The sequence below is a fragment of the Micromonospora sp. NPDC000207 genome, from assembly GCF_040300925.1.
Lineage (GTDB): Bacteria > Actinomycetota > Actinomycetes > Mycobacteriales > Micromonosporaceae > Micromonospora.
Map to the genome: position 1 here is coordinate 25,140 of NZ_JBEPEQ010000040.1, position 20,898 is coordinate 46,037.

The 20,898-nt window shown below is 71.7% G+C and carries 17 protein-coding genes and 1 pseudogene; 11 read left to right on the forward strand and 7 right to left on the reverse strand.

Features of this window, described 5'->3' with window-relative positions; translation table 11 throughout:
* Positions 1 to 44: 44 nt before the first annotated feature.
* From ABT336_RS12580 to nudC, 3 genes are read left to right on the forward strand one after another with little or no spacing between them, the layout of a single operon-like run.
* Entirely contained in the window at positions 45 to 1,397 is a 1,353-nt protein-coding gene (locus ABT336_RS12580; protein WP_350896666.1) for a M16 family metallopeptidase, read from the forward strand.
* Positions 1,394 to 2,725, forward strand: coding sequence for a M16 family metallopeptidase (locus tag ABT336_RS12585; RefSeq protein ID WP_350896667.1), 1,332 nt, complete (start codon positions 1,394 to 1,396; stop codon positions 2,723 to 2,725). The genes ABT336_RS12580 and ABT336_RS12585 overlap by 4 nt, the downstream gene beginning before the upstream one ends.
* Positions 2,722 to 3,690, forward strand: a complete 969-nt coding sequence (nudC, locus tag ABT336_RS12590; RefSeq protein WP_350896668.1) for an NAD(+) diphosphatase — start codon at positions 2,722 to 2,724, stop codon at positions 3,688 to 3,690. Before ABT336_RS12585 ends, nudC begins: the two co-directional genes overlap by 4 nt.
* A 98-nt stretch (positions 3,691 to 3,788) precedes the next feature.
* Here nudC and ABT336_RS12595 read toward each other — a convergent pair whose 3' ends face one another.
* Positions 3,789 to 4,025 carry a DUF397 domain-containing protein gene (locus tag ABT336_RS12595; protein ID WP_350896669.1) on the reverse strand — a complete coding sequence of 79 codons (237 nt, stop codon included), beginning with the start codon at positions 4,023 to 4,025 and terminating at the stop codon, positions 3,789 to 3,791.
* Positions 4,026 to 4,102: 77 nt separating this feature from the next.
* Positions 4,103 to 5,077, reverse strand: a complete 975-nt coding sequence (locus ABT336_RS12600) for a helix-turn-helix domain-containing protein (RefSeq protein WP_350896670.1) — start codon at positions 5,075 to 5,077, stop codon at positions 4,103 to 4,105.
* 195 nt (positions 5,078 to 5,272) lie between these two features.
* On the opposite strand from ABT336_RS12600, the pseudogene ABT336_RS12605 reads away from it, so the two are divergent.
* Positions 5,273 to 6,511: pseudogene (locus ABT336_RS12605) on the forward strand (MFS transporter); the annotation flags it as partial.
* A 299-nt stretch (positions 6,512 to 6,810) separates the two neighbouring features.
* On the opposite strand, the gene ABT336_RS12610 reads toward ABT336_RS12605, so the two are convergent.
* Positions 6,811 to 7,053, reverse strand: coding sequence for a mycoredoxin (locus ABT336_RS12610; RefSeq protein WP_350896671.1), 243 nt, complete (start codon positions 7,051 to 7,053; stop codon positions 6,811 to 6,813).
* A gap of 90 nt (positions 7,054 to 7,143) precedes the next feature.
* On the opposite strand from ABT336_RS12610, the gene ABT336_RS12615 reads away from it, so the two are divergent.
* From ABT336_RS12615 to ABT336_RS12625, 3 genes are all read left to right on the forward strand, one after another.
* Positions 7,144 to 9,300 (forward strand): ATP-dependent DNA helicase UvrD2, encoded by a 2,157-nt coding sequence (locus ABT336_RS12615; RefSeq protein ID WP_350896672.1) that lies wholly within the window; start codon positions 7,144 to 7,146, stop codon positions 9,298 to 9,300.
* 138 nt (positions 9,301 to 9,438) lie between these two features.
* Positions 9,439 to 9,693, forward strand: a complete 255-nt coding sequence (locus ABT336_RS12620; RefSeq protein WP_350896673.1) for a hypothetical protein — start codon at positions 9,439 to 9,441, stop codon at positions 9,691 to 9,693.
* Between the two features lie 135 nt (positions 9,694 to 9,828).
* A complete protein-coding gene (locus ABT336_RS12625; RefSeq protein WP_350896674.1) occupies positions 9,829 to 10,194 on the forward strand; it encodes a WhiB family transcriptional regulator in 366 nt (121 codons plus the stop codon).
* A 317-nt stretch (positions 10,195 to 10,511) separates the two neighbouring features.
* Here ABT336_RS12625 and ABT336_RS12630 read toward each other — a convergent pair whose 3' ends face one another.
* The 3 genes from ABT336_RS12630 to ABT336_RS12640 all read right to left on the reverse strand — a co-directional run bounded on the left by ABT336_RS12630 (position 10,512) and on the right by ABT336_RS12640 (position 13,431).
* Complete coding sequence (locus ABT336_RS12630) at positions 10,512 to 11,840, reverse strand: ABC1 kinase family protein (RefSeq protein WP_350896675.1); 1,329 nt, start codon at positions 11,838 to 11,840, stop codon at positions 10,512 to 10,514.
* A gap of 62 nt (positions 11,841 to 11,902) precedes the next feature.
* The gene (locus tag ABT336_RS12635; RefSeq protein WP_350896676.1) at positions 11,903 to 13,003 is read right to left on the reverse strand and encodes a ThiF family adenylyltransferase; all 1,101 of its coding nucleotides are present in this window, start codon (positions 13,001 to 13,003) and stop codon (positions 11,903 to 11,905) included.
* 260 nt (positions 13,004 to 13,263) lie between these two features.
* The gene (locus ABT336_RS12640; protein WP_012014940.1) at positions 13,264 to 13,431 is read right to left on the reverse strand and encodes a DUF5679 domain-containing protein; all 168 of its coding nucleotides are present in this window, start codon (positions 13,429 to 13,431) and stop codon (positions 13,264 to 13,266) included.
* A 504-nt stretch (positions 13,432 to 13,935) separates the two neighbouring features.
* Between ABT336_RS12640 and ABT336_RS12645 the strand changes: the two genes are divergently transcribed.
* Both ABT336_RS12645 and ABT336_RS12650 read left to right on the forward strand, forming a co-directional pair.
* Entirely contained in the window at positions 13,936 to 14,463 is a 528-nt protein-coding gene (locus ABT336_RS12645; protein ID WP_350896677.1) for a M48 metallopeptidase family protein, read from the forward strand.
* A gap of 40 nt (positions 14,464 to 14,503) precedes the next feature.
* On the forward strand, positions 14,504 to 15,112 hold the full coding sequence (locus tag ABT336_RS12650) for a hypothetical protein (protein ID WP_350896678.1): 609 nt from the start codon (positions 14,504 to 14,506) through the stop codon (positions 15,110 to 15,112).
* A 27-nt stretch (positions 15,113 to 15,139) separates the two neighbouring features.
* Here ABT336_RS12650 and ABT336_RS12655 read toward each other — a convergent pair whose 3' ends face one another.
* On the reverse strand, positions 15,140 to 16,381 hold the full coding sequence (locus ABT336_RS12655) for a zinc-dependent metalloprotease (RefSeq protein ID WP_350896682.1): 1,242 nt from the start codon (positions 16,379 to 16,381) through the stop codon (positions 15,140 to 15,142).
* A 240-nt stretch (positions 16,382 to 16,621) separates the two neighbouring features.
* Between ABT336_RS12655 and ABT336_RS12660 the strand changes: the two genes are divergently transcribed.
* Positions 16,622 to 17,635, forward strand: a complete 1,014-nt coding sequence (locus tag ABT336_RS12660) for a YlbL family protein (RefSeq protein WP_350896679.1) — start codon at positions 16,622 to 16,624, stop codon at positions 17,633 to 17,635.
* Between the two features lie 170 nt (positions 17,636 to 17,805).
* Entirely contained in the window at positions 17,806 to 20,811 is a 3,006-nt protein-coding gene (locus tag ABT336_RS12665) for a UPF0182 family membrane protein (RefSeq protein WP_502891164.1), read from the forward strand.
* Positions 20,812 to 20,898: the final 87 nt, after the last annotated feature.

Below are 20,898 nucleotides of genomic sequence, written 5' to 3' on the forward strand. Positions count from 1 at the left end.
GGGAGGGCGCCGCGCCAGGACACCGACGCGCTAGGGTCGTCATCGTGGCGGCGCGGAGATCGCAAGAGCGGACGGGACCGACGAGAAGCACCGATCAGCGGGCCGGGATCCCGCCGACGCGATATCCGGTCGAGCGGTTCACCCTCGACAACGGCCTGCGGGTGGTGCTCACCCCGGACCGCAGCGCGCCGGTCGTCGGGGTGGCCGTCCTCTACGACGTGGGCATCCGCTCCGAACCCGAGGGGCGCACCGGCTTCGCCCACCTCTTCGAACACCTGATGTTCCAGGGCTCGGAGAACCTGGAGAAGCTGGCCCACTTCCGACACGTCCAGGGCGCCGGGGGCAGCTTCAACGGCTCCACCCACCTGGACTACACCGACTACTACGAGACCCTGCCGAGCAACGCCCTGGAACGGGCGCTGTTCCTGGAGGCCGACCGGATGCGCGGCCCCCGCCTGACCGAGGAGAACCTGCGCAACCAGGTCGACGTGGTCAAGGAGGAGATCCGGGTCAACGTGCTGAACCGGCCGTACGGCGGGTTCCCCTGGCTGACCCTGCCGCCGGTCATGTTCGACACCTTCCCCAACGCGCACGACGGCTACGGCTCCTTCACCGACCTGGAGTCGGCCACCGTCGCCGACGCCACCGACTTCTTCCGCCGTTACTACGCCAGCGGCAACGCCGTCCTGGCGGTCAGCGGTGACCTCGACGTCGACGAGGCCGTCACGCTGGTGCAGCGGCACTTCGGCGACGTACCGCACCGCCCGGCACCGTCCCGTCCCGACTTCACCGAGCCGGACCTGACCGCCGAGCGCCGCGAGACGTACGCCGACCGGCTGGCCCCCCTGCCTGCGGTGGCCGCCGCCTGGCGGGTCCCCGACCCGATCGCCGACTTCGCCGCCTACCTGCCCTACGTGGTGCTGGCCGAGGTCCTCACCGACGGGGAGGCGTCCCGGCTGGTCGAGCGGCTGGTCCAGCGGGACCGGACGGCCACCGGGCTCAGCGGTTACCTCGGCTTCATGGGTGACCCGTTCGACGTCCGTGACCCCACCGCCCTGCTGCTGGAGGCGCACCTGCCGCCGGGCGGGGACGTCGACAAGGTGCTGCGCACCGTCGACGAGGAGGTGGACCGGTTGGCCACCGACGGGCTGCCCGCCGAGGAACTCGCCCGGACCCAGGCCCGGATGGCCACCCACCTGCTGCGCGACACCGACGCCGTGCTCGGTCGGGCACTGCGGATGGCCGTACTCGAACAGCAACGCGACGACCCGGGGCTGCTCAACGACCTGCCCAGGCTGGTCGGCGAGGTGACCGAGGAGCAGGTCCGGGCCGCCGCCGCCACACTGCGGCCGGAACGCCGCGCGTCGATCGAGGTCGTACCGGGAGGGGCCAAGTGACCGCCGAAACCGTCCGGACGCTGCCCCCGCTGGGTCCCAACCGCCCGCTCTCGGTGCCCCCGCAGGCCGAGCGGCGACTGACCAACGGGTTGACGGTGATCGCGGTACGCCGACCGGCGGTCCCGCTGGTGGAGCTGCGGCTCTGGATGCCCTTCGGCCGGGCGGACCTGGCCCGGGGGGCGCTGCTGTCGCAGACCCTGCTCTCCGGCACCGCCACCATGACCAGTGTGCAGATCGCCGCCGAGCTGCAGCGGGTCGGCGGCGGGTTCTCCGCCGGACTCGACCCGGACCGGCTGATGGTCTCCGGTGCCGGGCTGGTCACCGGCCTGGACCGGATGCTGGAACTGCTCGCCGAGGTGCTCACCGGGGCGACCTACCCGGACACGGAGGTGGCCACCGAGGCCGACCGGCTGGTCGACCGGGTGCAGGTGGCCCAGAGTCAACCCGCCCACCTGGCCCGGGCCGCCCTGCTCCGGCGGATCTACGGCCGACACCCGTACGCGGTGCAGACCCCGGAGGTCGAGCAGATCCGTTCGGTCACCGCGGCCTCCCTGCGCCGGCTGCACGCCGACCGGGTGCACCCCGCCGGGGCGGTGCTGGTGCTCGTCGGCGACGTCCACCCGGAGCGGGCCCTGGACACGGCCGAGCGGATGCTGGGCGGGTGGAAGGGGGACGGTCACCCGGTGGACCTGCCCGACGCCCCACCACTGCGACCGGGGTCGCTGCTGCTGGTGGACCGCCCGGACTCGGTGCAGTCGTCGCTGCGGGTCGCCCTGCCGGCGGTGGGGCGCACCCACCCCGACCATGCCGCCCTGCAACTGGCCAACCTGCTCTTCGGCGGCTACTTCTCCTCCCGATGGGTGGAGAACATCCGCGAGGACAAGGGCTACACCTACGGCCCCCACTCGGTGGTGGAGCACTCCGTCGCCGGGTCGGTGCTGGTCGCCGCCGCCGAGGTGGCCACCGAGGTGACCGGCCCGGCGCTGCTGGAGACGACGTACGAACTGGGTCGGCTGGCCTCGGTGCCCCCGAAGCCCGACGAGCTGGAGCAGGCCCGCCGGTACGCCCTGGGCAGCCTCCAGCTCGGCACCTCCACCCAGGCCGGACTGGCCTCGCTGACCAGCGCGTACGCCGGGAACGGGCTACGTCTGGACTACCTCGCCGAGTATTCGGCCCAGCTGACCAAGGTCACGGTCGAGGACGTGGCACAGGTGGCGGCCCGGTACCTGGCTCCCGCCCGTGGGGTCGTCGTGGTCCTCGGTGACGCCGCCCTGATCGCCGACCAGCTCGGCGTGCTCACCCCGGTCGAGACAGCAGAGTCGACATGACCGGCCTCGGTCCGGGGGAGGGGGCGACGAGCGGGCCACCGTTGGCGCGTACCACCCTGGACCGGGCGGCTCATCGCCGTACCGACCCTGAGTGGATCGCGCAAGCCTGGCTTCGGTCCCGGGTGGTGGTGCTCGACTCGACCGCCGACGGTCGGGCCCTGGTCCGCGGTGATCCACCGCACCTGGTCCTGGTGGCCCCGGACGACCTGCCCCACCCGCCGGACCGGCAGCCGGGACCGATCTTCCTGGGCGTCGAGCCGGACGGGGTGCCGGTCTTCGCGGTGGACGCCGCGTTGCCGACGGTGTCCGGCGCGCGGGCGGTCAACTTGCGGGACGTCGGCCACCTCCTCGACGACCGGGACGCGGACATCCTCACCACCGCCGTGGCCCTGACCAACTGGCACCTGCGGCACGGGTTCTCCTCGACCACCGGGGAGCCGACCGAGCCGGACGAGGCGGGGTGGTCCCGGGTGGATCCGGCGGGCGGTCGGGCCTGGCCCCGGACCGACCCGGCGATGATCGTGCTGGTCCACGACGGGGTCGCCGGGCCGCAGGGGCGGTGCCTGCTCGGCAACAACGCCGCCTGGCCGACGCAGCGCGGCCGGTTACGTTTCTCCTGCCTGGCCGGGTTCGTGGAGCCGGGGGAGTCGGCAGAGGCCGCAGTGGTCCGCGAGGTCCGCGAGGAGGTCGGCGTCGCCGTCGACGACATCAGGTACGCGGGCAGCCAGGCGTGGCCGTTCCCCGGCTCGCTGATGCTGGGGTTCCTGGCCCGGGCCGACCCCACCGAGCCGGTACGCGTCGACCCGACCGAGATCGCCGCCGCCCGGTGGTTCACCCGTACCGAGATCGCCGCCGCCCTGGCCGACGATCCTGTCGACGCGGGGGACGGTCGACGGGTGACGCTTCCGATGGCCAGCTCGATCGCCCACTTCCTGATCGAGCACTGGCTGACCCGACCCGTCTGATCCGTCGACGATGGTCGCCCCCGGGATGGGGGTGCGAGGCCGGTCGGTTCGGCGCACGGGGTCGTCGGCGACCGCTCCCGACCCCGTGCGCCCACGGTTCAGCGGGTGTCGAACCGGCCGCTGCGGGCGCCGGTGAGGAACCCGGCCCAGTCGGTCCGGCCGAAGAGCAGCACCGGACCACCCCGGTCCTTGCTGTCACGCAGGGCGACGGCGATCGGCCCGGGTGTGTTCAGGGGGGCCACCTCGACACAGTTGGAGGTCTGGCTACGGGAGCTGGTACGCCACGGGGCGTCCGCCAGCTGCCGGGCGAGGGCGGTGTCGTGGATGTGGTTCATGGGTCTGCTCCTGATGTGAACTGCTCCGATGGGACGAGTGGACCCTCGTACGCCCCACGGCACGGTCCTCGGATCGTTCACCGCTCCGTGAGGCGTCCGGAGTGTCGACGACGTTGTGCCGGCGCCGTTGCCGGCCCGCTGCCCACAGTGGATTCCGCCGTCGTCTCCGCCAGCCGTTCGCTCGCCTCGGCCAGCCAGGATCGGGTGTCCGTCGTGGAGAGCGCCGCTGCACGAAGCCACTCGAACACGACTTTATAGTTATTTAGGATGTTTGTATCGGTCGACACGAAGTCGGTGTAACCGCCCTCGATGGCGAGGGTCTCCGGGTCGAGCTGGTCGGCGAAGCGGTAGAGCGAGAACGCCGTCGGCGCGACGTAGCCGTTGTCGAGGCGGGTGTCCCGGGGCAGCACGTGCAACGAGATGTTCGGCAGGGTGGACAGCTCGTGGAGCTTGTCGAGCTGCTCCCGGAGCACCTCGGGAGGCCCGGCCCGGTGGCCGAACGCCGCCTCCTCCAGCACGGCGGTGTACCGGGGGGCGTCCAGCGACCTGGACAGCAACGCCTGACGCGCCTCCCGGGCCTGCACCTCCAGCTCCAGGTGGTCGGCCGTACGCCGCCCCTCACCGACCAGCCGGGCGGAGGTGATCCGGACCCGGGCGTACCCGGGCGTCTGGAGCAGACCCGGCACCAGGACCGGGTTGTACTCGCAGATCTCCACACACCCCGCCTCCAGCTGCGCCCACTCCCGCTGCTGCTCGGTCATCACCGGGTACGTCTTGCGCAGCCATTCGCGCATGTCACCGGCGGCCCGGGCGGTGGCCGACAACTCCCGGCGCACCTCCTCCTCCGCCCCGTAGAGGTCCAACAGGGCGGCGATGTCCTCGGGGTCGGGCCGGCTCCGACCGTTCTCCAACCGGGACAGCTTCGAGGCGGAAGCCCACTTGACCCGCTCGACGACCTGCTCCCCGGTGAAGCCGGCCAACTCGCGGAGGCGTCGTAGATGCTGGCCCAACCTGCGGCGCCGCATGATCGGGCTGACTGAGGCAGGAGGCACGTCGTCCTCTTCTCCGTCGACCGTCGCGCACGCGACGGTAACCGTATGAAATTCGCCCCCCACGGTCAGTATGGACGGCGTGGCCGCCGAAGGAGGCTCCGGCGGGGGCGTGTCTCGCAGAAATGCCAGCGAGGATGTCCGCAACGGAGGTGACTCCGTCGAGACCTCGCGCCACCCCGCCCGGAGGGACCACCCATGCGCTCCGTCCTGCGCCACCCCGACTTCCGCCTGCTCTTCGTGGCCCTGACGGCCGGCCGGGCCGCCGAGTCGACGCTGCTGCTCGCACTCGCCATCTGGGTCAAGGACCTGACCGGGTCCGACGGCCTGGCCGGGGCGACCCTGTTCGTCATCATCGCGCCGAAGGTGCTGGCCCCACTCGTCGGCTGGGTCGTCGACAGGTACCGCCGTCGACCCTTCCTCGTGGTCGCCAACCTGGCCGCCGCGACGGTGCTCCTGCCCCTGTTCGCCGTACGGGACGCCGACGACGTGTGGCTCGTCTACGTGGTGGCGGGGCTGTACAGCTTCTCGCAGGTCATCGTCAACGCCGCAGTCAACGGGTTGATCCGGGCGATGGTCCCGGCCGGTCAGCTGGCCGACGCCAACGCCGCCCTCCAGACCGTACGGCAGGGGTTGCGCCTGGTCGGGCCGCTGGCCGGGGCCGCGCTCTACGCCGCTGCCGGTGGGTGGTTGCTGACCTCGCTCAGCATGGTCGGATTCGGGATCGCCGCGCTCCTGACGGGCCTGCTCCGGGTGCCCGAACCACCCCCGTCGACCCGGGGACTGCCCTGGTCGGCCCAGCTCTGCTCCGGGCTGCGGCACCTGTCCGACCAGCCGGCGCTACGCCGGGCGTTCCTCGGCTTCGGGCTGGCCTGCCTGGTGATGGGCTTCACCGAGTCCCTGATCTTCGCCTACGTCGACCAGGGACTTGAGCGCAACGCTGCCTTCGTCAGCGTGCTGGTGACGGTGCAGGGGGTGGGTGGGCTCGTCGGAGGGCTGCTCTCCGCCCGGGTGGTACGCCGCATCGGCGAGGTCGGCACCCTCGCCGTCGGGGTCGGCCTCTTCGGGGCCGCGACCGGCGCGCTCGCGTACCCGGATCCGCGCCTGGGCTTCGCCGCGCTGCTGGTGACCGGAGCGGCCCTGCCACTGACAGTGGTGGGGATGAACACCCTGGTCCTGGCCGCCACCCCGCCGGGCCTGCTCGGCCGGGTCACCGCCGCCTCCGAGTCGGTGGTCGGCGGCCCGCAGGCGGCGTCGATCGGGGTCGGTGCGGTGCTCGTCGGGGTACTCGACTACCGGCTGCTGTTCCTGCTGGTGAGCGTGGTCACACTGGCCGCCGGGGTCTTCCTCTGGCGTGGCCGGTTCCTCTCCCCGCCGGTACCCGCCGGGACCCCGTCAGCGTCCACCGGGACCTCGTCGACACCCGCCGGGACCCCGTCAGCGTCCACCGGGACCTCGTCGACACCCGCCGGGACCCTGGTGGTTGCGTCCCCGTCGCCGGTCGTCGGGCCGCCCCCAGTGGTGGTGCCGATCGCCCCCGTCGTGTCGACCGGGGCGACGGCGACAGTGCTGCCGGCCCGCCGGATCCCGGCTCGACGGCGGGGACAAGCCCTGGTCCGGGTGGCCGGCAGCGACGGGGAGGCCACCATCTCCCGTGGGGTCACCGACCCCGGTCGAGGGCGATGAGACGGCCCCGGTACGCGTACCGCGCGCGCCGGGGCCGGGGGCCTGCCACCTCAGCCGGAGATGGCGGCCAGGTGCTGCTTGACCTGGTTGATCGAGGGGTTGGTCAGGGCCGAACCGTCGGCGAACCGGAGCGTGGGGACGGTCTGGTTCCCGCCGTTGACGCTCATCACGAAGTCGGCGGCCTTGGGGTCCTGTTCGATGTCGACCACCTGGTATCCGATGCCCTCCCGGTCCAGCTGCGACTTGAGCCGGTGGCAGTAGCCGCACCACGGGGTGGAGTACATGGTCAACATTGTCGCGTCCCTCCGACAGTCGGTCCGGTGGCTCGCTGTCGAGCCGTCCCGTCGCTGCAACGTCATCGGGGGCTGCGATGATTCCATGTCGTGACGGTTCAATCGGCGGTCGAGCAGGTGCTGGCCGGTCTGGACCCGGAGCAGCGCTCGGCGGTGACCGCGCCGGCCGGGCCGGTCTGCGTCCTGGCCGGTGCCGGCACGGGCAAGACCCGGGCGGTGACCTCCCGCGTCGCCCACCGGTCGCTGACCGGGGAGGTAACGGCCCGGCACGTGCTGGCGGTCACCTTCACCGCCCGGGCCGCCGCCGAGATGCGCCAGCGGCTCACCCTGCTCGGCGTCCCGGGGGTGCAGGCCCGCACGTTCCACGCCGCCGCGATGCGGCAGGTACGGTACTTCGCCCCCCGGCTGTTGCAGGGGCGGGCGATGCCCGAGCTGCTGGACAGCAAGGTGCGGCTGGTCACCCTCGCCGCCGCCCGGGTCGGCCTGCGTACCGACCGGGCCGCCGCCCGGGACCTGGCCGGTGAGATCGAGTGGGCCAAGTCCTCACTCGTCGAGCCGGGGGAGTACGAGGTCGCCGCCGCCAAGGCGCTGCGGGACACCCCGCACGAACCGGCGAAGGTGGCGGCGGTCTTCACCGCGTACGAGCAGATCAAACGCGGCAACGGTGTGATCGACTTCGAGGACCTGCTGCGCGCCATGGTGTGGGGGATCGAGGAGCACTCCGACGTCGCCGAGCAGGTCAGGGGGCAGTACCGGCACTTCGTCGTCGACGAGTACCAGGACGTCAACCCGTTGCAGCAGCGCCTGCTCGACGCCTGGCTCGGCGGACGGAACGACCTGACGGTCGTCGGGGACGCCAGTCAGACCATCTACTCCTTCACCGGAGCCACCTCGTCCTACCTTGTCGACTTCCCCCGCCGGTACCGCGACGCGGTGGTGGTCCGGCTGGTCCGCGACTACCGCTCCACCCCCCAGGTGGTCGGGTTGGCCAACGCGGTGATCTCCCAGGCCCGGGGCACCGAGGCCCGGCTCCGGCTGGAACTCGTCGGTCAGCGGCCCACCGGTCCCGAACCGGACGTCCGGATCTTCACCGACGAGCCGGCGGAGGCCACGGCGGTGGCGGTGCGCTGCCGGGCGATGATCGAGGCCGGTACCCCGGCCCGGGAGGTCGCCGTGCTGTTCCGGACCAATGCCCAGTCGGAGGCGTACGAGAAGGCGCTCACCGAGGCCGAGGTGCCGTACCAGGTCCAGGGGGCCGAGCGGTTCTTCGAACGGACCGAGGTCCGACAGGCGATGGTCGCCCTGAGGGCTGCCACCCGGTCGGTTCCCGGTGACCTTCCGCTCCCGACAGCAGTGGTGGAGGCGCTCGCGGCGGTCGGCTGGGCACCGGACGCCCCACCGACCGGCGGGGCGGCCCGGGAGCGTTGGGAGGCGCTCGCCGCCCTGGTCGGCCTCGCCGAGGAGTACGCCGCCACCCCCGAACTGGTGCCGTTGGGCGAGGCGGCGACAGTCCAGCGCCCGGTCACCCTCGCCGACTTCACCGACGAACTGCACCGGCGGGCCGCCCAACAGCACGTTCCCACCGTCGACGGGGTGACACTGGCCTCGCTGCACGCCGCCAAGGGGTTGGAGTGGGACGCGGTCTTCCTGGTCGGGTTGGCCGAGGGCACCCTGCCCACCACGTACGCCCGTACCGCCGAGCAGGTGGAGGAGGAACGGCGGCTGCTCTACGTCGGGATCACCCGGGCCCGGCAGTGGCTGTGGCTGTCGTACGCGGCGGCCCGTTCGCCGGGTGGACGGGCCCGGCGGCCGACCCGGTTCCTGCCCCGGTTGGAACGTTCCGGCGGCACCGAGCGGGCCGGTGCCCCGGCAGCCGCGGGTGGACGGCGGGCCGAGCGTCGTCGACCGCAGGTGGTCTCCTGCCGGATCTGCGGGGCCACCCTCCTGGCCGGTCCGGACCGGAAGTTGGGGCGCTGCCCCACCTGTCCCTCCGACATCGACACCGAGCTGTACGAGCGGCTGCACACCTGGCGGCAGCGGACCGCCGGTGCGCAGAAGGTCCCGGCGTACGTGGTCTTCACCGACGCCACCCTGACCGCGCTCGCCGAACGGCGGCCCGCCCGCCAGGAGGAACTGGTGGCGATCGCCGGCATCGGCCCCCGCAAGCTGGGCCTGTACGGGGAGGCCGTGCTGGCTCTGGTGCAGGGTGCGAGCGTCGACGAGATCTGCCCCGAGAAAAGTTTCTGAAACTCGCCGTAATTCGTTTGCCCTCGCCCGTGGGCGAGGAATAGCCTCAGGGCACACCACGGCGAGCGGGGTCATCTTCCCTGCTCACGGTGGTTAGGTCCGTTGCCGACACGAGGAAACGTCAGGGAGGTGGCACCAATGGTTACCTATGTCTTCGAGCGTCCGGCGGCGCTGCTCGCTGCCGTCGCCCCGCTGTCGGCCGTCCCGGCCGCGCTGACTGTCGCGCGGCCGTCGGCTCCCCAGGTGCACCAGGTCGAGGCTCACGTCGAGCTGCTGATCGCCGGTGCGCCGAAGGGAACCGAGGGGACCGATGGCTTCATGGGCAAGGGCACCGACGGCGCCACGAAGCGCCCGGAAAACCGCGGCGTTCCACCTCGAGGTAGACCGGTCTGACCGATCAGACCACCGGCTCACCTCGAGGCCGCGGAACCCGCTACCGGGATCCGCGGCCTCAGTTTTTTGCTCCACCCGAAGCAGTACGTCGCAATGCGATCCACAAGATCGACGTGAGAGAGAGGTGACCGGGCGATGAGTCTGGCGTTGGCCCCCGTCGACGTGAACGTCGACCTGGAGGCGAACCTGCCCTGCCGGAAGTTCGACCCCGACCTGTGGTTCTCCGACTCGCCCGCCGAGTTGGAGCTGGCCAAGTCGCTGTGCGGGGACTGCCCGCTGCGCGTCGAGTGCCTCGCCGGTGCGGTCGAGCGGGCCGAGCCCTGGGGCGTCTGGGGTGGCGAGATCTTCGAGCGTGGCGCGGTCGTCCCGCGTAAGCGGCCCCGGGGCCGTCCGCGCAAGGAGGACCTGGCCCGCGACGCAGCCCTCCAGGTCGAGGCCGAGGCGCGGCTGGCGGCCAGCGGGCTGCCCGCCAAGCGCAACACCGTCCGGCTGGCTGCCTGACATGTTCGGAACCCGTACCCGGGTCGGTGTCGTAGCCGAACCGGTGACCAGGAAGTTGAACCCCGTGTTGGCTGTCGAACCGAACGGAAACGGTGAGATGCATCTACTCCACGAAGCGTTGTCCCGGGCTCGAATGCGTGAGCCTCAGGCCGGTCGCACCACGACGAGCACTGAGGCAACCCGTTCCGCCCGTACCGTCGCGATGAGCGGCCGGCGTCAGTCGGCCCGCGAACTGGGCACCCTGTAGGTCACGAGACCGACGACGGCCCCCTGCCTGGTGCAGGGGGCCGTCGTCGCGTCGTACGGGGTGGTCGGGGTCAGGCGACGGGGGCGAACCCCGGCAGCCACCGTTCCAGGATGCCCCGGTACGGCGCCTTCGCCTCCAGCTGGCAGAGCACCCCGATCGAACCGAGCGTCACCCGGTGGATGAGCAGGTACGACGGCGGCAGGTTCAGGTGTCGGCTCAACTGGTAGGCCGGTGACTTCGGGCTGGCCAACCGGGTCGCCTCGCCCCGCAGCCAGGCCCTGGTGAACCGGAACTCCTCCTCGGCGACCGGGTCGAGCATCGGCCTGAGGAAGTTCAGCACCGCCTGGGCGTCGATCTCCTCGGTCCGGCTGACGAACCCCTCCTCGCGGAGCCCGGCCATGACGGCGTCGGCCTCGCCGCGCAGGGCCAACCCGGCGAGCCGACCGATCGGTTCGGGGGTGCCCTCCGGCATCCGGGCGACAGCCCCGAAGTCGATCACGCCGAGTCGCCCGTCGGGCAGCAGCCGGAAGTTGCCCGGGTGCGGGTCGGCGTGCAGCAGCCCGGCCCGGGGCGGGGCGGACAGGTGCAGGGTGGCCATCAGTCGCCCCGCCTCGTCGCGTTGCTCCTCGCTGCCGTCCCGGATGATCTCGGCCAGCGGTAGGCCCTCGACCCACTCGGTGACCAGCACCCGGGGCGCGGTGGAGAACACCTCGGGGATGAAGATCTCCGGGTCGTCGGCGTACGCGGTGCGGAAGGCCCGTTGCGACTCGGCCTCCAGCTCGTAGTCGAGTTCCTCGACGATCCGTTCCCGCAGTTCGACCAGGAGTGGCTTGACGTCCAGGCCCGGCTGGATGGCCCGGAACATGCCGCCGAGCCGGGAGAGCTGTTTGAGATCGGCGAGGAGGGCGTCACCCGCCCCCGGATACTGGATCTTGACGGCCACGTCCCTGGTCCCGCCGGAGGCGTCCCGCCACACCGCCCGGTGCACCTGCCCGATGCTGGCAGCGGCGGCGGGGGAGTCGTCGAACTCGGCGAAACGGGTCCGCCACTGCGGGCCGAGCTGCTCGGCGAGCACCTTGTGCACCGTCGCCACCGGCAGCGGGGGTGCCGCCTCCTGGAGCTTGGTGAGCGCCTGCCGGTACGGGGCGGCGACCTCCTCGGGCAGCGCCGCCTCGAAGACCGACAGGGCCTGACCGAACTTCATCGCACCGCCCTTGAGCTGGCCCAGGACGCTGAAGAGCTGCTCGGCGGTGCGCTGCTGGATCTCTGCGGAGATCACGTCGGAGGCCATGCCGGTGACCCGCTTCCCCATCCCCAGGACGGTCCGGCCGGCGAAGCCGAGCGGCAGGGCGGCGAGTTTGGCGGTTCGGGACACGGCCCGGCGCGGGATGTCGGTCACTCGGCCATTGTTACCGACTTCGCGGGTCCGCTGCTGCTCCGCAGCCTGCTTCACCCCGGAACTCAGGCGGTGGTGAGGGGACGACGGGCGTCCGGGGCGGTTCCCGGTCGACTTCGCCGGCCGGCGGAGCACCGGCACGAGGGGTGCGGCGGCCAGACCCGACGGCGGAGTCGGCCGACCCCACTGATCTCCACCGCACAGCCGAGGGTCTCCGGGGTCCCGCCGTCGAGCTGGGCCAACGCCTCGGCGACGGCGTACGCGACGGCGGTGAGCAGGGTGGTGAGGGTACAGAACTCCGTCCGCCCGTCCGGCGTGAGCTGAGCGGCCAGCGCCGGCCAGTCCGGATCACGGTCCGTCCGGTGCAGGTCGAGGCAGTTCAGGCAGGGGCCGACAGGGGGACGGACCAACGGCCCCACCACGGGTACTCCGCCGCGCAGGCCCAGCACCAGGTGCGCCTGCCGACGCTGGGCGTACGCGGTGGCCAGCAGCGCCGCCGGTCGGTCCGTACCGAGCTGGACGACGAGGTCGGCGCGGCCCCGCCGGATCGGTCGGGTCTCCGTGCCGGGGGTGAGCCGACCGATCGCGTCCCGGATCGCCGGGGTCATCGGTCGCCCCTGGTCGGCGCCGGTCAGACCGGTGCCGACCAGGTCGGTCGGCCCGACCAGTCCGGCCAGGTCGACGGCGACGTGACCGACCCCGGCCTGGGCCAGGGCCAGGGCGACCGGCCCGCCGAGTCGACCGGCACCGGTGACCACCACCCGGGAGTCCCGTCGGCGACGGACCAGCTGGGCGGGGGTGGCGGGGAGCGGGTCCGGGGTGAGGGCGAGCGCTCCCGCCTCGGCGGTCAGTCGGGGGCGGGCGGGGCCGGCGAGGTCCCGGGGGAGCAGGGTGTGCGCGGGTACGACCAGTCCGGCCCCGTGCAGGGCGTCGAGCAGCCCCCGAGCGTCCTCCGGCTCGACCTCGCTCGCCGGGGCGCGGCTCAGGACGCCGCGCACACTGTGGCTGCCGTCGAGCAGGTCGAGCAGGCGGGCCGCCCGGGGGTTGGCGATCTCCACCAGTACGGCCCGGCCGGGCTCGACGCCGAGTTGCAGGGTGTGCCGGTCGCGCCAGAGTCGAACGAGGCCGGGAAGCAGCACGGGCCGGGAGAGTGCGGGGCGGGTCATGCGGACAGATCGTGGTGGACCCGACGCCGGGGCGGTGGTCGTCGTCCACAGGTCGAGGTGGGCCGCGTCCTGCTGTCCACAGGGCCGGGCGAGTTTTCCACAGCCCGTCCCGGCGGCTGTCGCCCAGCCGACACCTGAGCGCGTACCGGCCGGCACCGCAGCGGCGGGCGGGCGGCAGCGGGTCCGCTCGTGAACCGCGACCCACTGACGAACGAAAGGGGGGCGGCCCGACCGGGCCGCCCCCCTTCGTCTTCGTACGATCAGACCTTTGCCTTGCCCAGGATGCGGTTCACTGTTGTCCCACAAACCGGACACTTGCCCTTTGCCATGTTCATACCGGTCTTCGAGACCTCGACGCGTCCCTCGAAGTCCCGCTTCTCCTTGCACTTGACGCAGTAACCGTTGTAGGTCTGGGCCTGGTCGGCCACGGTGCCCTCCTCGTCTCGTCCGCCGGTCGTGGCCCGGCGGTCTGCCCGGCGGCGGGCCACGTGGGCTCCGGCGCTGGGTCGTTCTCCGCGGTCGTTGCGACCGCTGGCTCGCGGACCCTACCCAGGTCTGGGCGGTTCCATGTCAGGTGTGCGTCGACACTGTGAGCAAGTCGACGTCGAGAGTGTGCATGCCGAATTAGGTCGGATAAGTCAGTTTGGCGGGGACACGCCGGGCGAATCCGGTCTACGGCCACTTTCACCCCTCTTCGGGCCACCTTCTCCGATGATCACTGTGCGTGGAGGAGGGGGTCGACCTCCGTCGCCGACCCGCAACGAAGGGTGAGGAAGATTGTTCATTCGGTTGGCCGCGATTATTTTTTCGGGACTCCTGACGACCAACCACCATTTTCCGGGCGCGTGTCGCGTGGTTGACCCTTGCGGATCCCTGGTCAGTACGCATTAGCTTTCCCTCGTGACAGGATTCCGAGGCTGCGCGGCCCACTGATGTCGGGGGCGCGGAAGCCGGTCGTCGAGGTACGGCGCAGCCAGCGCCGGCGACGCACGGTGTCCGCCTACCGCGAGGGGGAGCGGGTCGTCGTGCTCATCCCGGACCAGTTCTCCCGGGCCGAGGAGAGCGAGTGGGTCGACCGGATGCTCGCCCGGCTCGCCGCCCGGGAGGGCCGACTGGCCCGATCCGACGCGGAACTGTTGGAGCGGGCCGCCCGGCTGATCGACCTCTACCTCGCCGAGCACGGCACACAGGCGGTCCCGGCCAGCGTCAGGTGGGTGACCAACCAGAACGGCCGGTGGGGATCGTGCACCCCCGCCGACCGGACCATCCGCATCTCGCACCGGCTCCAGGACATGCCCGAATGGGTGCTGGACTACGTCCTGCTGCACGAGTTGGCACACCTCATCGTGCCCAGTCACAACGCGGAGTTCTGGACGCTGGTGGGGCGCTACCCCCGGACCGAGCGGGCCCGTGGCTACCTGGAGGGCGTGGCCGCCGTCGGCGGAACACCGAGCGACTGACGGGCCGCCGCCCGCGCGCCGGTCCCGCTAGGGTCGGGGCGTGGCGCGACGTGTGGTGGTGGCATTGCTCGCCCCGGTGACCTGGTCCCCTCCGGGGATCGATCCGGTGGCCTGGCGGACGGCGCTCGCTGAGGACGTGGTGGACCTGCTCGCCACTCTCCACGAGGTCGAGACAGCCGTCGCGGTGACCCCCGACGACAGGTGGCTGGCCGAGGCGGTGCTCTGGCCGGGCACCCCCGTGTACGAGGTGCCGACGGCCACCCCGAACGCCGTTCTCGCCGCCCTCGACGGCTACGACCAGGCGGCGGTGGTGGCCCCCGACGCACCGGACGTTCCCGGCCTGACCCTCGGCAAGCTGCTCCGACCGCTCACCAGCCGGCCCGTCGCCGTCGCTCCGGTGGAGGGGGACGAGGGCGGTCTGCTCGGGATCGCCGTCCGGCTGCCGGCCCCGGACTGGATCCCGGCCCTGGACCTGGACACCGCACTCCCGGCGACGGTCCGGGCGGCGGCACCGCAGCCCGGTGACCTCGCTGTCACACCCGGCTGGCACCGGATGCGTGGGCCGGCCGACCTGGCCCGGCTCGACCCGGCGGTGGTGGGGTGGGAGGCCACCCGGGCCCTCCTGTCCGGAGGGCACCGAGCCGGTTGACAGGGCCGGACGGCCCCCGACGAACCGTCAGGGACGCTCGTCGGGGCCGGGCTCGTCGGGCCGCCGGTCGGGCCCGCCCTGCGGCTGCTCACCGGGTGCCTGCTCGTGCGGGCCCCCCGGGGCCGTGAAGTCGAAGGTGTCCAGCTCACCGAGGTCGACCTGAGCCCGAGCGAAGGCCACCGGGTCGGCGAAGTCGTCGTCGGAGGGGAGCAGGTCCGGGTGACCCCACAGGGCGTCCCGGCCGGCGATGCCCCGGTGCTCGGTCAGCGCCGCCCAGAGCGCCGCCGCCTCCCGCAGCCGGCGGGGCCGCAGCTCCAGGCCGACGAGCGCGGCGAAGGTCTGCTCGGCCGGACCACCGGCCGCCCGTCGGCGACGGAACGCCTCGGCGAGGCTCACCACGCTGGGCAGCCGGTCGCCGGACGCGGTGTCCACCACGTGGCAGACCCACCCCTCGACAAGGGCGAGAGCGGTCTCCAACCGGGCCAGCGAGGCCTTCTGGGTCGGGGTGTCCTCCGGCGTGAAGATCCCCTCCAGGGCGATGGCCTGCATCGACTCCGGGTCGGTCGGGTCGACCCGACCCATCGCCTCCTCGACCGCCTCCCGGTTGACCCGGATGCCGACGGCGTACGTCTCCACCGCGCTGAGCACGTGTCCGCGCAGCCACGGCACGTGCTGGAAGAGTCGCTGGTGGGCCGCCTCGCGCAGGGCCACGTAGAGGCGTACCTGGTCCTCGGGGAGTTCCAGCCCCTCGCCGTACGCCCGGATGTTGGCCGGGATGAGCGCCGCGGTGCCGGCCGGACCGAGCGGCAACCCGATGTCGCCGGCGGAGAGGACCTCGGCGGCGAGCGAACCGAGCGCCTGGCCGAGCTGCCCGCCGAAGAGCGCGCCACCGAGGGCGGTGACCATCGACTGCATCGGGCCCAGCTGTGCCCGTGCCTCCGGGGGCACCAGGTCGCCCATCGCACCGACCATCCGGCTCGCCACCGGGTCACAGAGCTTGCGCCAGACGTCGAGCGTCTTGTAGATCCACTCGTTGCGGTTCCAGGCGACCGAGGTCTGGATGCCCGACGGCAGGTCCGACACGGGTTCGAGCCAGAGGTCGGCCAGGCGCAGGGCCTCCTCGACGGCGTGGCGCTCGGACGGGGTCACCGCCGGGTCGCCCGCCGCGGAGAGCTGACTGGCCGCCACCTGCCGGGCCAGGTCCCAGTTGACCGGCCCGCTGCCGGGCGTGGCGAACAGGTGCTGCAACTGCGCCATGAACTGCTGCATCTGCGCGGGGTCGTTGGGGTCTGGTGGTTGCCCACCCGGGAGCGCGAAACCGAACGGAATATCAGGCACGACGTCTACGGTACGCGTGCTGCGCCCCTGGTCGGTCCCGCCCGCGTTGCGCTGAGGGCGAAGTCGCACCCCCGCCGGGGCGGGGTCCCCGGACACCGTGGGTGGTCCGCGCCGGACCGGCCGTGGTCGGTGTCCGCCGCGTCGCCCGACCTGGTCGGTACGCTCTGGCGCATGAGACGTCGCGGCATGACCGTCCTGCTCGGTGCTCTGCTCACCGCCCTGCTCAGCGTCGGCGTGCTGGTGACCCCCATCCCGTACGTGGTGCTCGGCCCCGGACCGACGGTCGACACCCTCGGCTCCGACGACGGCACCGAGGTCATCGAGGTGGACGGCCAGCCGACCTCGACCTCCGAGGGGGAACTGCGGCTGACCACGGTGGGCGTCCAGCCCACGGTGAAGCTGCGGACCGCCATCGCCGGCTGGTTCTCCGCCGACAAGGCGGTGGTGCCCCGGGAACTGGTCTATCCGCCCGGCCGGACGCAGGAGGAGGTCAAGGAGCGCAACGAGGAGGACTTCCGGATCTCCCAGACCAGCGCCGAGACGGTGGCGCTCACCAAGCTCGGGTACCCGATCCGGGTGGTCGTCCGGACTGTCGCCCCGGACGGCCCCTCCGCCGGGGTGCTCCAGGTCGGTGACGTGGTGACCTCGGTCGACGGCACGGCGGTGACCACCGCCAGGAGCCTCACCGACCTGATCCGGGCGCAGCCGGCGGGCAGCGAGCTGGCCATCGGCTTCACCCGCTCCGGCACCGCCGGCACCGCCACCGTCACCAGCCGGGAGCAGGACGGCCGACCGCGTATCGGCGTCGACATCAACCAGGAGCAGCCGCATCCCTTCACCCTCAAGATCAACCTTGCGGACATCGGAGGACCCAGCGCCGGCCTGATGTTCGCCCTCGGCATCATCGACAAGTTGCAACCCGAGGACCTCACCGGCGGAAAGATCATCGCGGGCACCGGGACCATCGACGACCAGGGCGGGGTCGGGGCGATCGGCGGCATTCCGCAGAAGCTCGTCGGCGCGAAGGATGCCGGAGCGGACGCCTTCCTGGTGCCGGCGGACAACTGCGCGGAGGCGCTGCGCAACCCGCAGCCCGATCTGCCGTTGCTGCGGGTGGCGTCGCTGGACGAGGCCCTCACCGCGTTGGAGACGCTGCGCGCCGGGGGACGCCCCACCCTTTGCTGACGTCGGTCCGAACCGCCGTGACCAGGTGCGACACGATCGATGCCGGTGCGGCGGCCAGACCTTGACCGTACGCGTTCAGGAATACCCCGTACTCTGGGTGCCTGGTCGGAGCCGATCACATCGAGCGTGCGGAGCCAAGAGTGGTAATGCGTAGCAGCCCCCTGCCGAGGATGAGCCGACGCGGACGCGTCACGATCGGGGTGCTGGTCGGGGTGTTCCTGCTGTTCACCCTGCTCAGCTGGGGTGTGCAGGCGTGGACCGACTGGCTGTGGTTCAACGAGGTCGACTTCACCCAGGTCTTCACCGGAATGCTGTTCACCCGGCTCCTGCTCTTCGCCGTGATCGGCCTGGCGATGGGCGCGATCGTCGGCGGGAACCTCTGGCTTGCCTACCGGCTGCGGCCGAGCCTGCGCCCGCACTCGGCCGAACAGGCCACCCTGGAGCGGTACCGGATGCTGCTCGGCCGCCGGGTGGGGCTCTGGATCACCCTGGTCGCCGTGGTCGTCGGCGTCTTCGCCGGGCTCTCCGCACAGACCCGCTGGAGTCAGTGGCTGCTCTTCCGCAACGGCGGCGACTTCGGCGTCAACGACCCCGAGTTCGGCGTCGACATCGGGTTCTACGTCTTCCAGCTGCCGTTCTGGCGTTACCTGCTCGGCGTCGGGTTCACCACCGTGGTCCTGGCCCTGCTCGGCGCGCTGGCAGTGCACTACGTCTACGGCGGGATCCGCCTGCAGGGCGTCGGTGACCGGATCACCAACGCCGCCCGCGCCCACCTCACCTCACTGGTCGCGGCCTTCGTCCTGCTCAAGGCGGTCGCCTACGTCCTGGACCGGCGGGTGATGCTGCTGGAGTACAACGACGGCGTCAACCTCTACGGCGCCGGATACGCCGACGTCAACGCGTTGCTGCCGGCGAAGGAGATCCTGGCCTACATCTCCGTCGTGGTGGCCATCGCGATCATCGTGTTCAGCAACGCGGTGATGCGCAACCTGGTCTGGCCGGGGATCTCGCTGGCCCTGCTCGGGGTCTCCGCCGTCGCGATCGGCGGCATCTACCCGTGGGCGGTGCAGACCTTCGAGGTCCGGCCCAGCGAGAAGGACAAGGAAGCGCCGTACATCCAGCGCAGCATCGAGGCGACCCGGGCCTCGTTCGGGCTGGCCGACACCCAGCCGGTGCGGTACGCGGCGAACAACCTCACCCCGCCGGAGAGCCTGTCCACCGACACCAACGTGGTGCAGAACATCCGACTGCTCGACCCGCAACTGGTCTCCGAGACCTACACGCAGCGGCAGCAGGTCCGACAGTTCTACGACTTCGGCGAGAAGCTCGACGTCGACAGGTACACCGTCGACGGGCGCACCCAGGACTACGTGGTCGGCCTCCGGGAGATCAACTACCGGCAGCTCAGCGGCCAGCAGAACACCTGGATCAACAGGCACACCGTCTACACCCACGGGTACGGCCTCGTCGCCGCCCCCGGCAACCGGGTGGTCTGCGGTGGTCAGCCGTACTTCGTCTCCGGCTTCCTGGACGACGCCAACGACCAGCAGGAGGAGCAGAACGCCCAGGGCGAGCGCTGCACCTCCAGCGCCGACACCATCCCCACGGAGCAGCCCCGGGTCTACTACGGCGAGCGGATGGAGCCCGGTGACTACGCGATCGTCGGGCAGACCGACCCGGAGCGCAACGCCGAGTTCGACAGGCCCGTCGGGGACAGCGGCGACGGCGCGGGGCCGGGCGAGTTCTACACCTACACCGGTTCCGGCGGCGTCGACATCGGCTCCTTCCCCCGCCGCCTGCTCTACGCGGTCAAGGAGCAGGAGTCGAACTTCCTCCTCTCCGACCGGGTCAACGAGAACTCCAAGCTGCTCTACGTGCGTAACCCCCGGGACCGGGTGGAGAAGGTCGCGCCCTTCCTGACCGTCGACGGGGACCCGTACCCGGCGGTGGTGGACGGCCGGATCAAGTGGATCATCGACGGTTACACCACCTCGGTCAGCTACCCCTACGCCGAGCGGGTCAACCTCCAGCAGGAGACCGCCGACGAGCTGACCGGCCGGGGCACCTTCCAGCTGGCCCGGGAGAACGTCAACTACATCCGCAACTCGGTCAAGGCGACGGTCGACGCGTACGACGGCACCGTCACGCTGTACCAGTTCGACGAGAACGACCCGGTGCTCAAGGCCTGGAACAAGGCGTTCGGCGGCGAACTGGTCCGGCCGAAGTCGGAGATCCCTGCCGAGCTGTCCGAACACTTCCGGTACCCGGCCGACCTGTTCAAGGTGCAGCGCAACCTGCTCACCCGGTTCCACGTGACCGACCCGGGCGACTTCTACTCCGCCCAGGACTTCTGGCAGGTGCCGAGCGTCCCGGACAACCCGGACAGCGGGCAGCGGCAGCCTCCGTACTACCTCTACACCCAGTTCCCGGGCCAGGAGGAGCCGAGGTTCCAGCTCACCTCGGCGGTCACCCCGAACGGACGGCAGAACCTCGCCGCGTTGATCAGCGGGTCGTACGTGGACGGGGAGCCGAGGCTGGAGGTGCTGGACCTGCCGGACCAGACCCGGATCTCCGGACCGGTGCAGGTGCACCAGCAGATGACCAACAACGCCGACATCAGGCAGCAGTTGAACCTGCTCTCCTCCAACCAGGCCCAGGTGCAGTACGGCAACCTGCTCTCCCTGCCCTTCGCCAACGGCATGCTGTACGTCGAGCCGGTCTACGTGAAGACCAACCAGGAGAACGCGCCGCCGCTGCTTCAGCGGGTGCTGATGTCCTACGGTGACGGCGGCTCGTACGTGGTGCTGGCCAACAGCGTCTCCGAGGGAATCGAGGCGCTCGTCGAACAGGGCAAGCGGGCCGGCAACCAGGCACCTCCTCCTTCGCCTCCGCCTGCCGGGGACGGGGAGACCCCGCCGGAGACCCCGGCCACCCCACCGGCTCCGATGACCGGTGACATGGCCGCCGCAGCCAACGAGGTCCAGGCCGCGATCACCGAGCTCCGGGCTGCGCAGACCTCCGGTGACTTCGGCCGGTACGGGGAGGCGTTGAAGCGACTCGACGAGGCGATGGCCGCGTTCCAGCGCGCCCAGCAGGCGGCGGGCGGAGCGTCGGGGACCCCGGCACCGACCGGCAGCCCCGCCCCGGAGTCCCCGTCTCCCTCACCGGGAGGCTGACCGACTGATCGAACGAGCCGGGCACGAACGAGCCGGGCACGAACGAGCCGGGCACGAACGAGCCGGGCACCCCGACGATGTCGGGGT

Coding starts and splice junctions, on each gene's coding strand:
- ABT336_RS12625 (WP_350896674.1), top strand. CDS start 9,829: ATGAGTCTGGCGTTGGCCCCCGTCGACGTGAACGTCGACCTGGAGGCG.
- ABT336_RS12610 (WP_350896671.1), bottom strand. CDS start 7,053: ATGTTGACCATGTACTCCACCCCGTGGTGCGGCTACTGCCACCGGCTC.
- ABT336_RS12655 (WP_350896682.1), bottom strand. CDS start 16,381: ATGCAGCAGTTCATGGCGCAGTTGCAGCACCTGTTCGCCACGCCCGGC.
- nudC (WP_350896668.1), top strand. CDS start 2,722: ATGACCGGCCTCGGTCCGGGGGAGGGGGCGACGAGCGGGCCACCGTTG.
- ABT336_RS12635 (WP_350896676.1), bottom strand. CDS start 13,003: ATGACCCGCCCCGCACTCTCCCGGCCCGTGCTGCTTCCCGGCCTCGTT.
- ABT336_RS12665 (WP_502891164.1), top strand. CDS start 17,806: ATGAGCCGACGCGGACGCGTCACGATCGGGGTGCTGGTCGGGGTGTTC.
- ABT336_RS12620 (WP_350896673.1), top strand. CDS start 9,439: ATGGTTACCTATGTCTTCGAGCGTCCGGCGGCGCTGCTCGCTGCCGTC.
- ABT336_RS12645 (WP_350896677.1), top strand. CDS start 13,936: ATGTCGGGGGCGCGGAAGCCGGTCGTCGAGGTACGGCGCAGCCAGCGC.
- ABT336_RS12595 (WP_350896669.1), bottom strand. CDS start 4,025: ATGAACCACATCCACGACACCGCCCTCGCCCGGCAGCTGGCGGACGCC.
- ABT336_RS12660 (WP_350896679.1), top strand. CDS start 16,622: ATGAGACGTCGCGGCATGACCGTCCTGCTCGGTGCTCTGCTCACCGCC.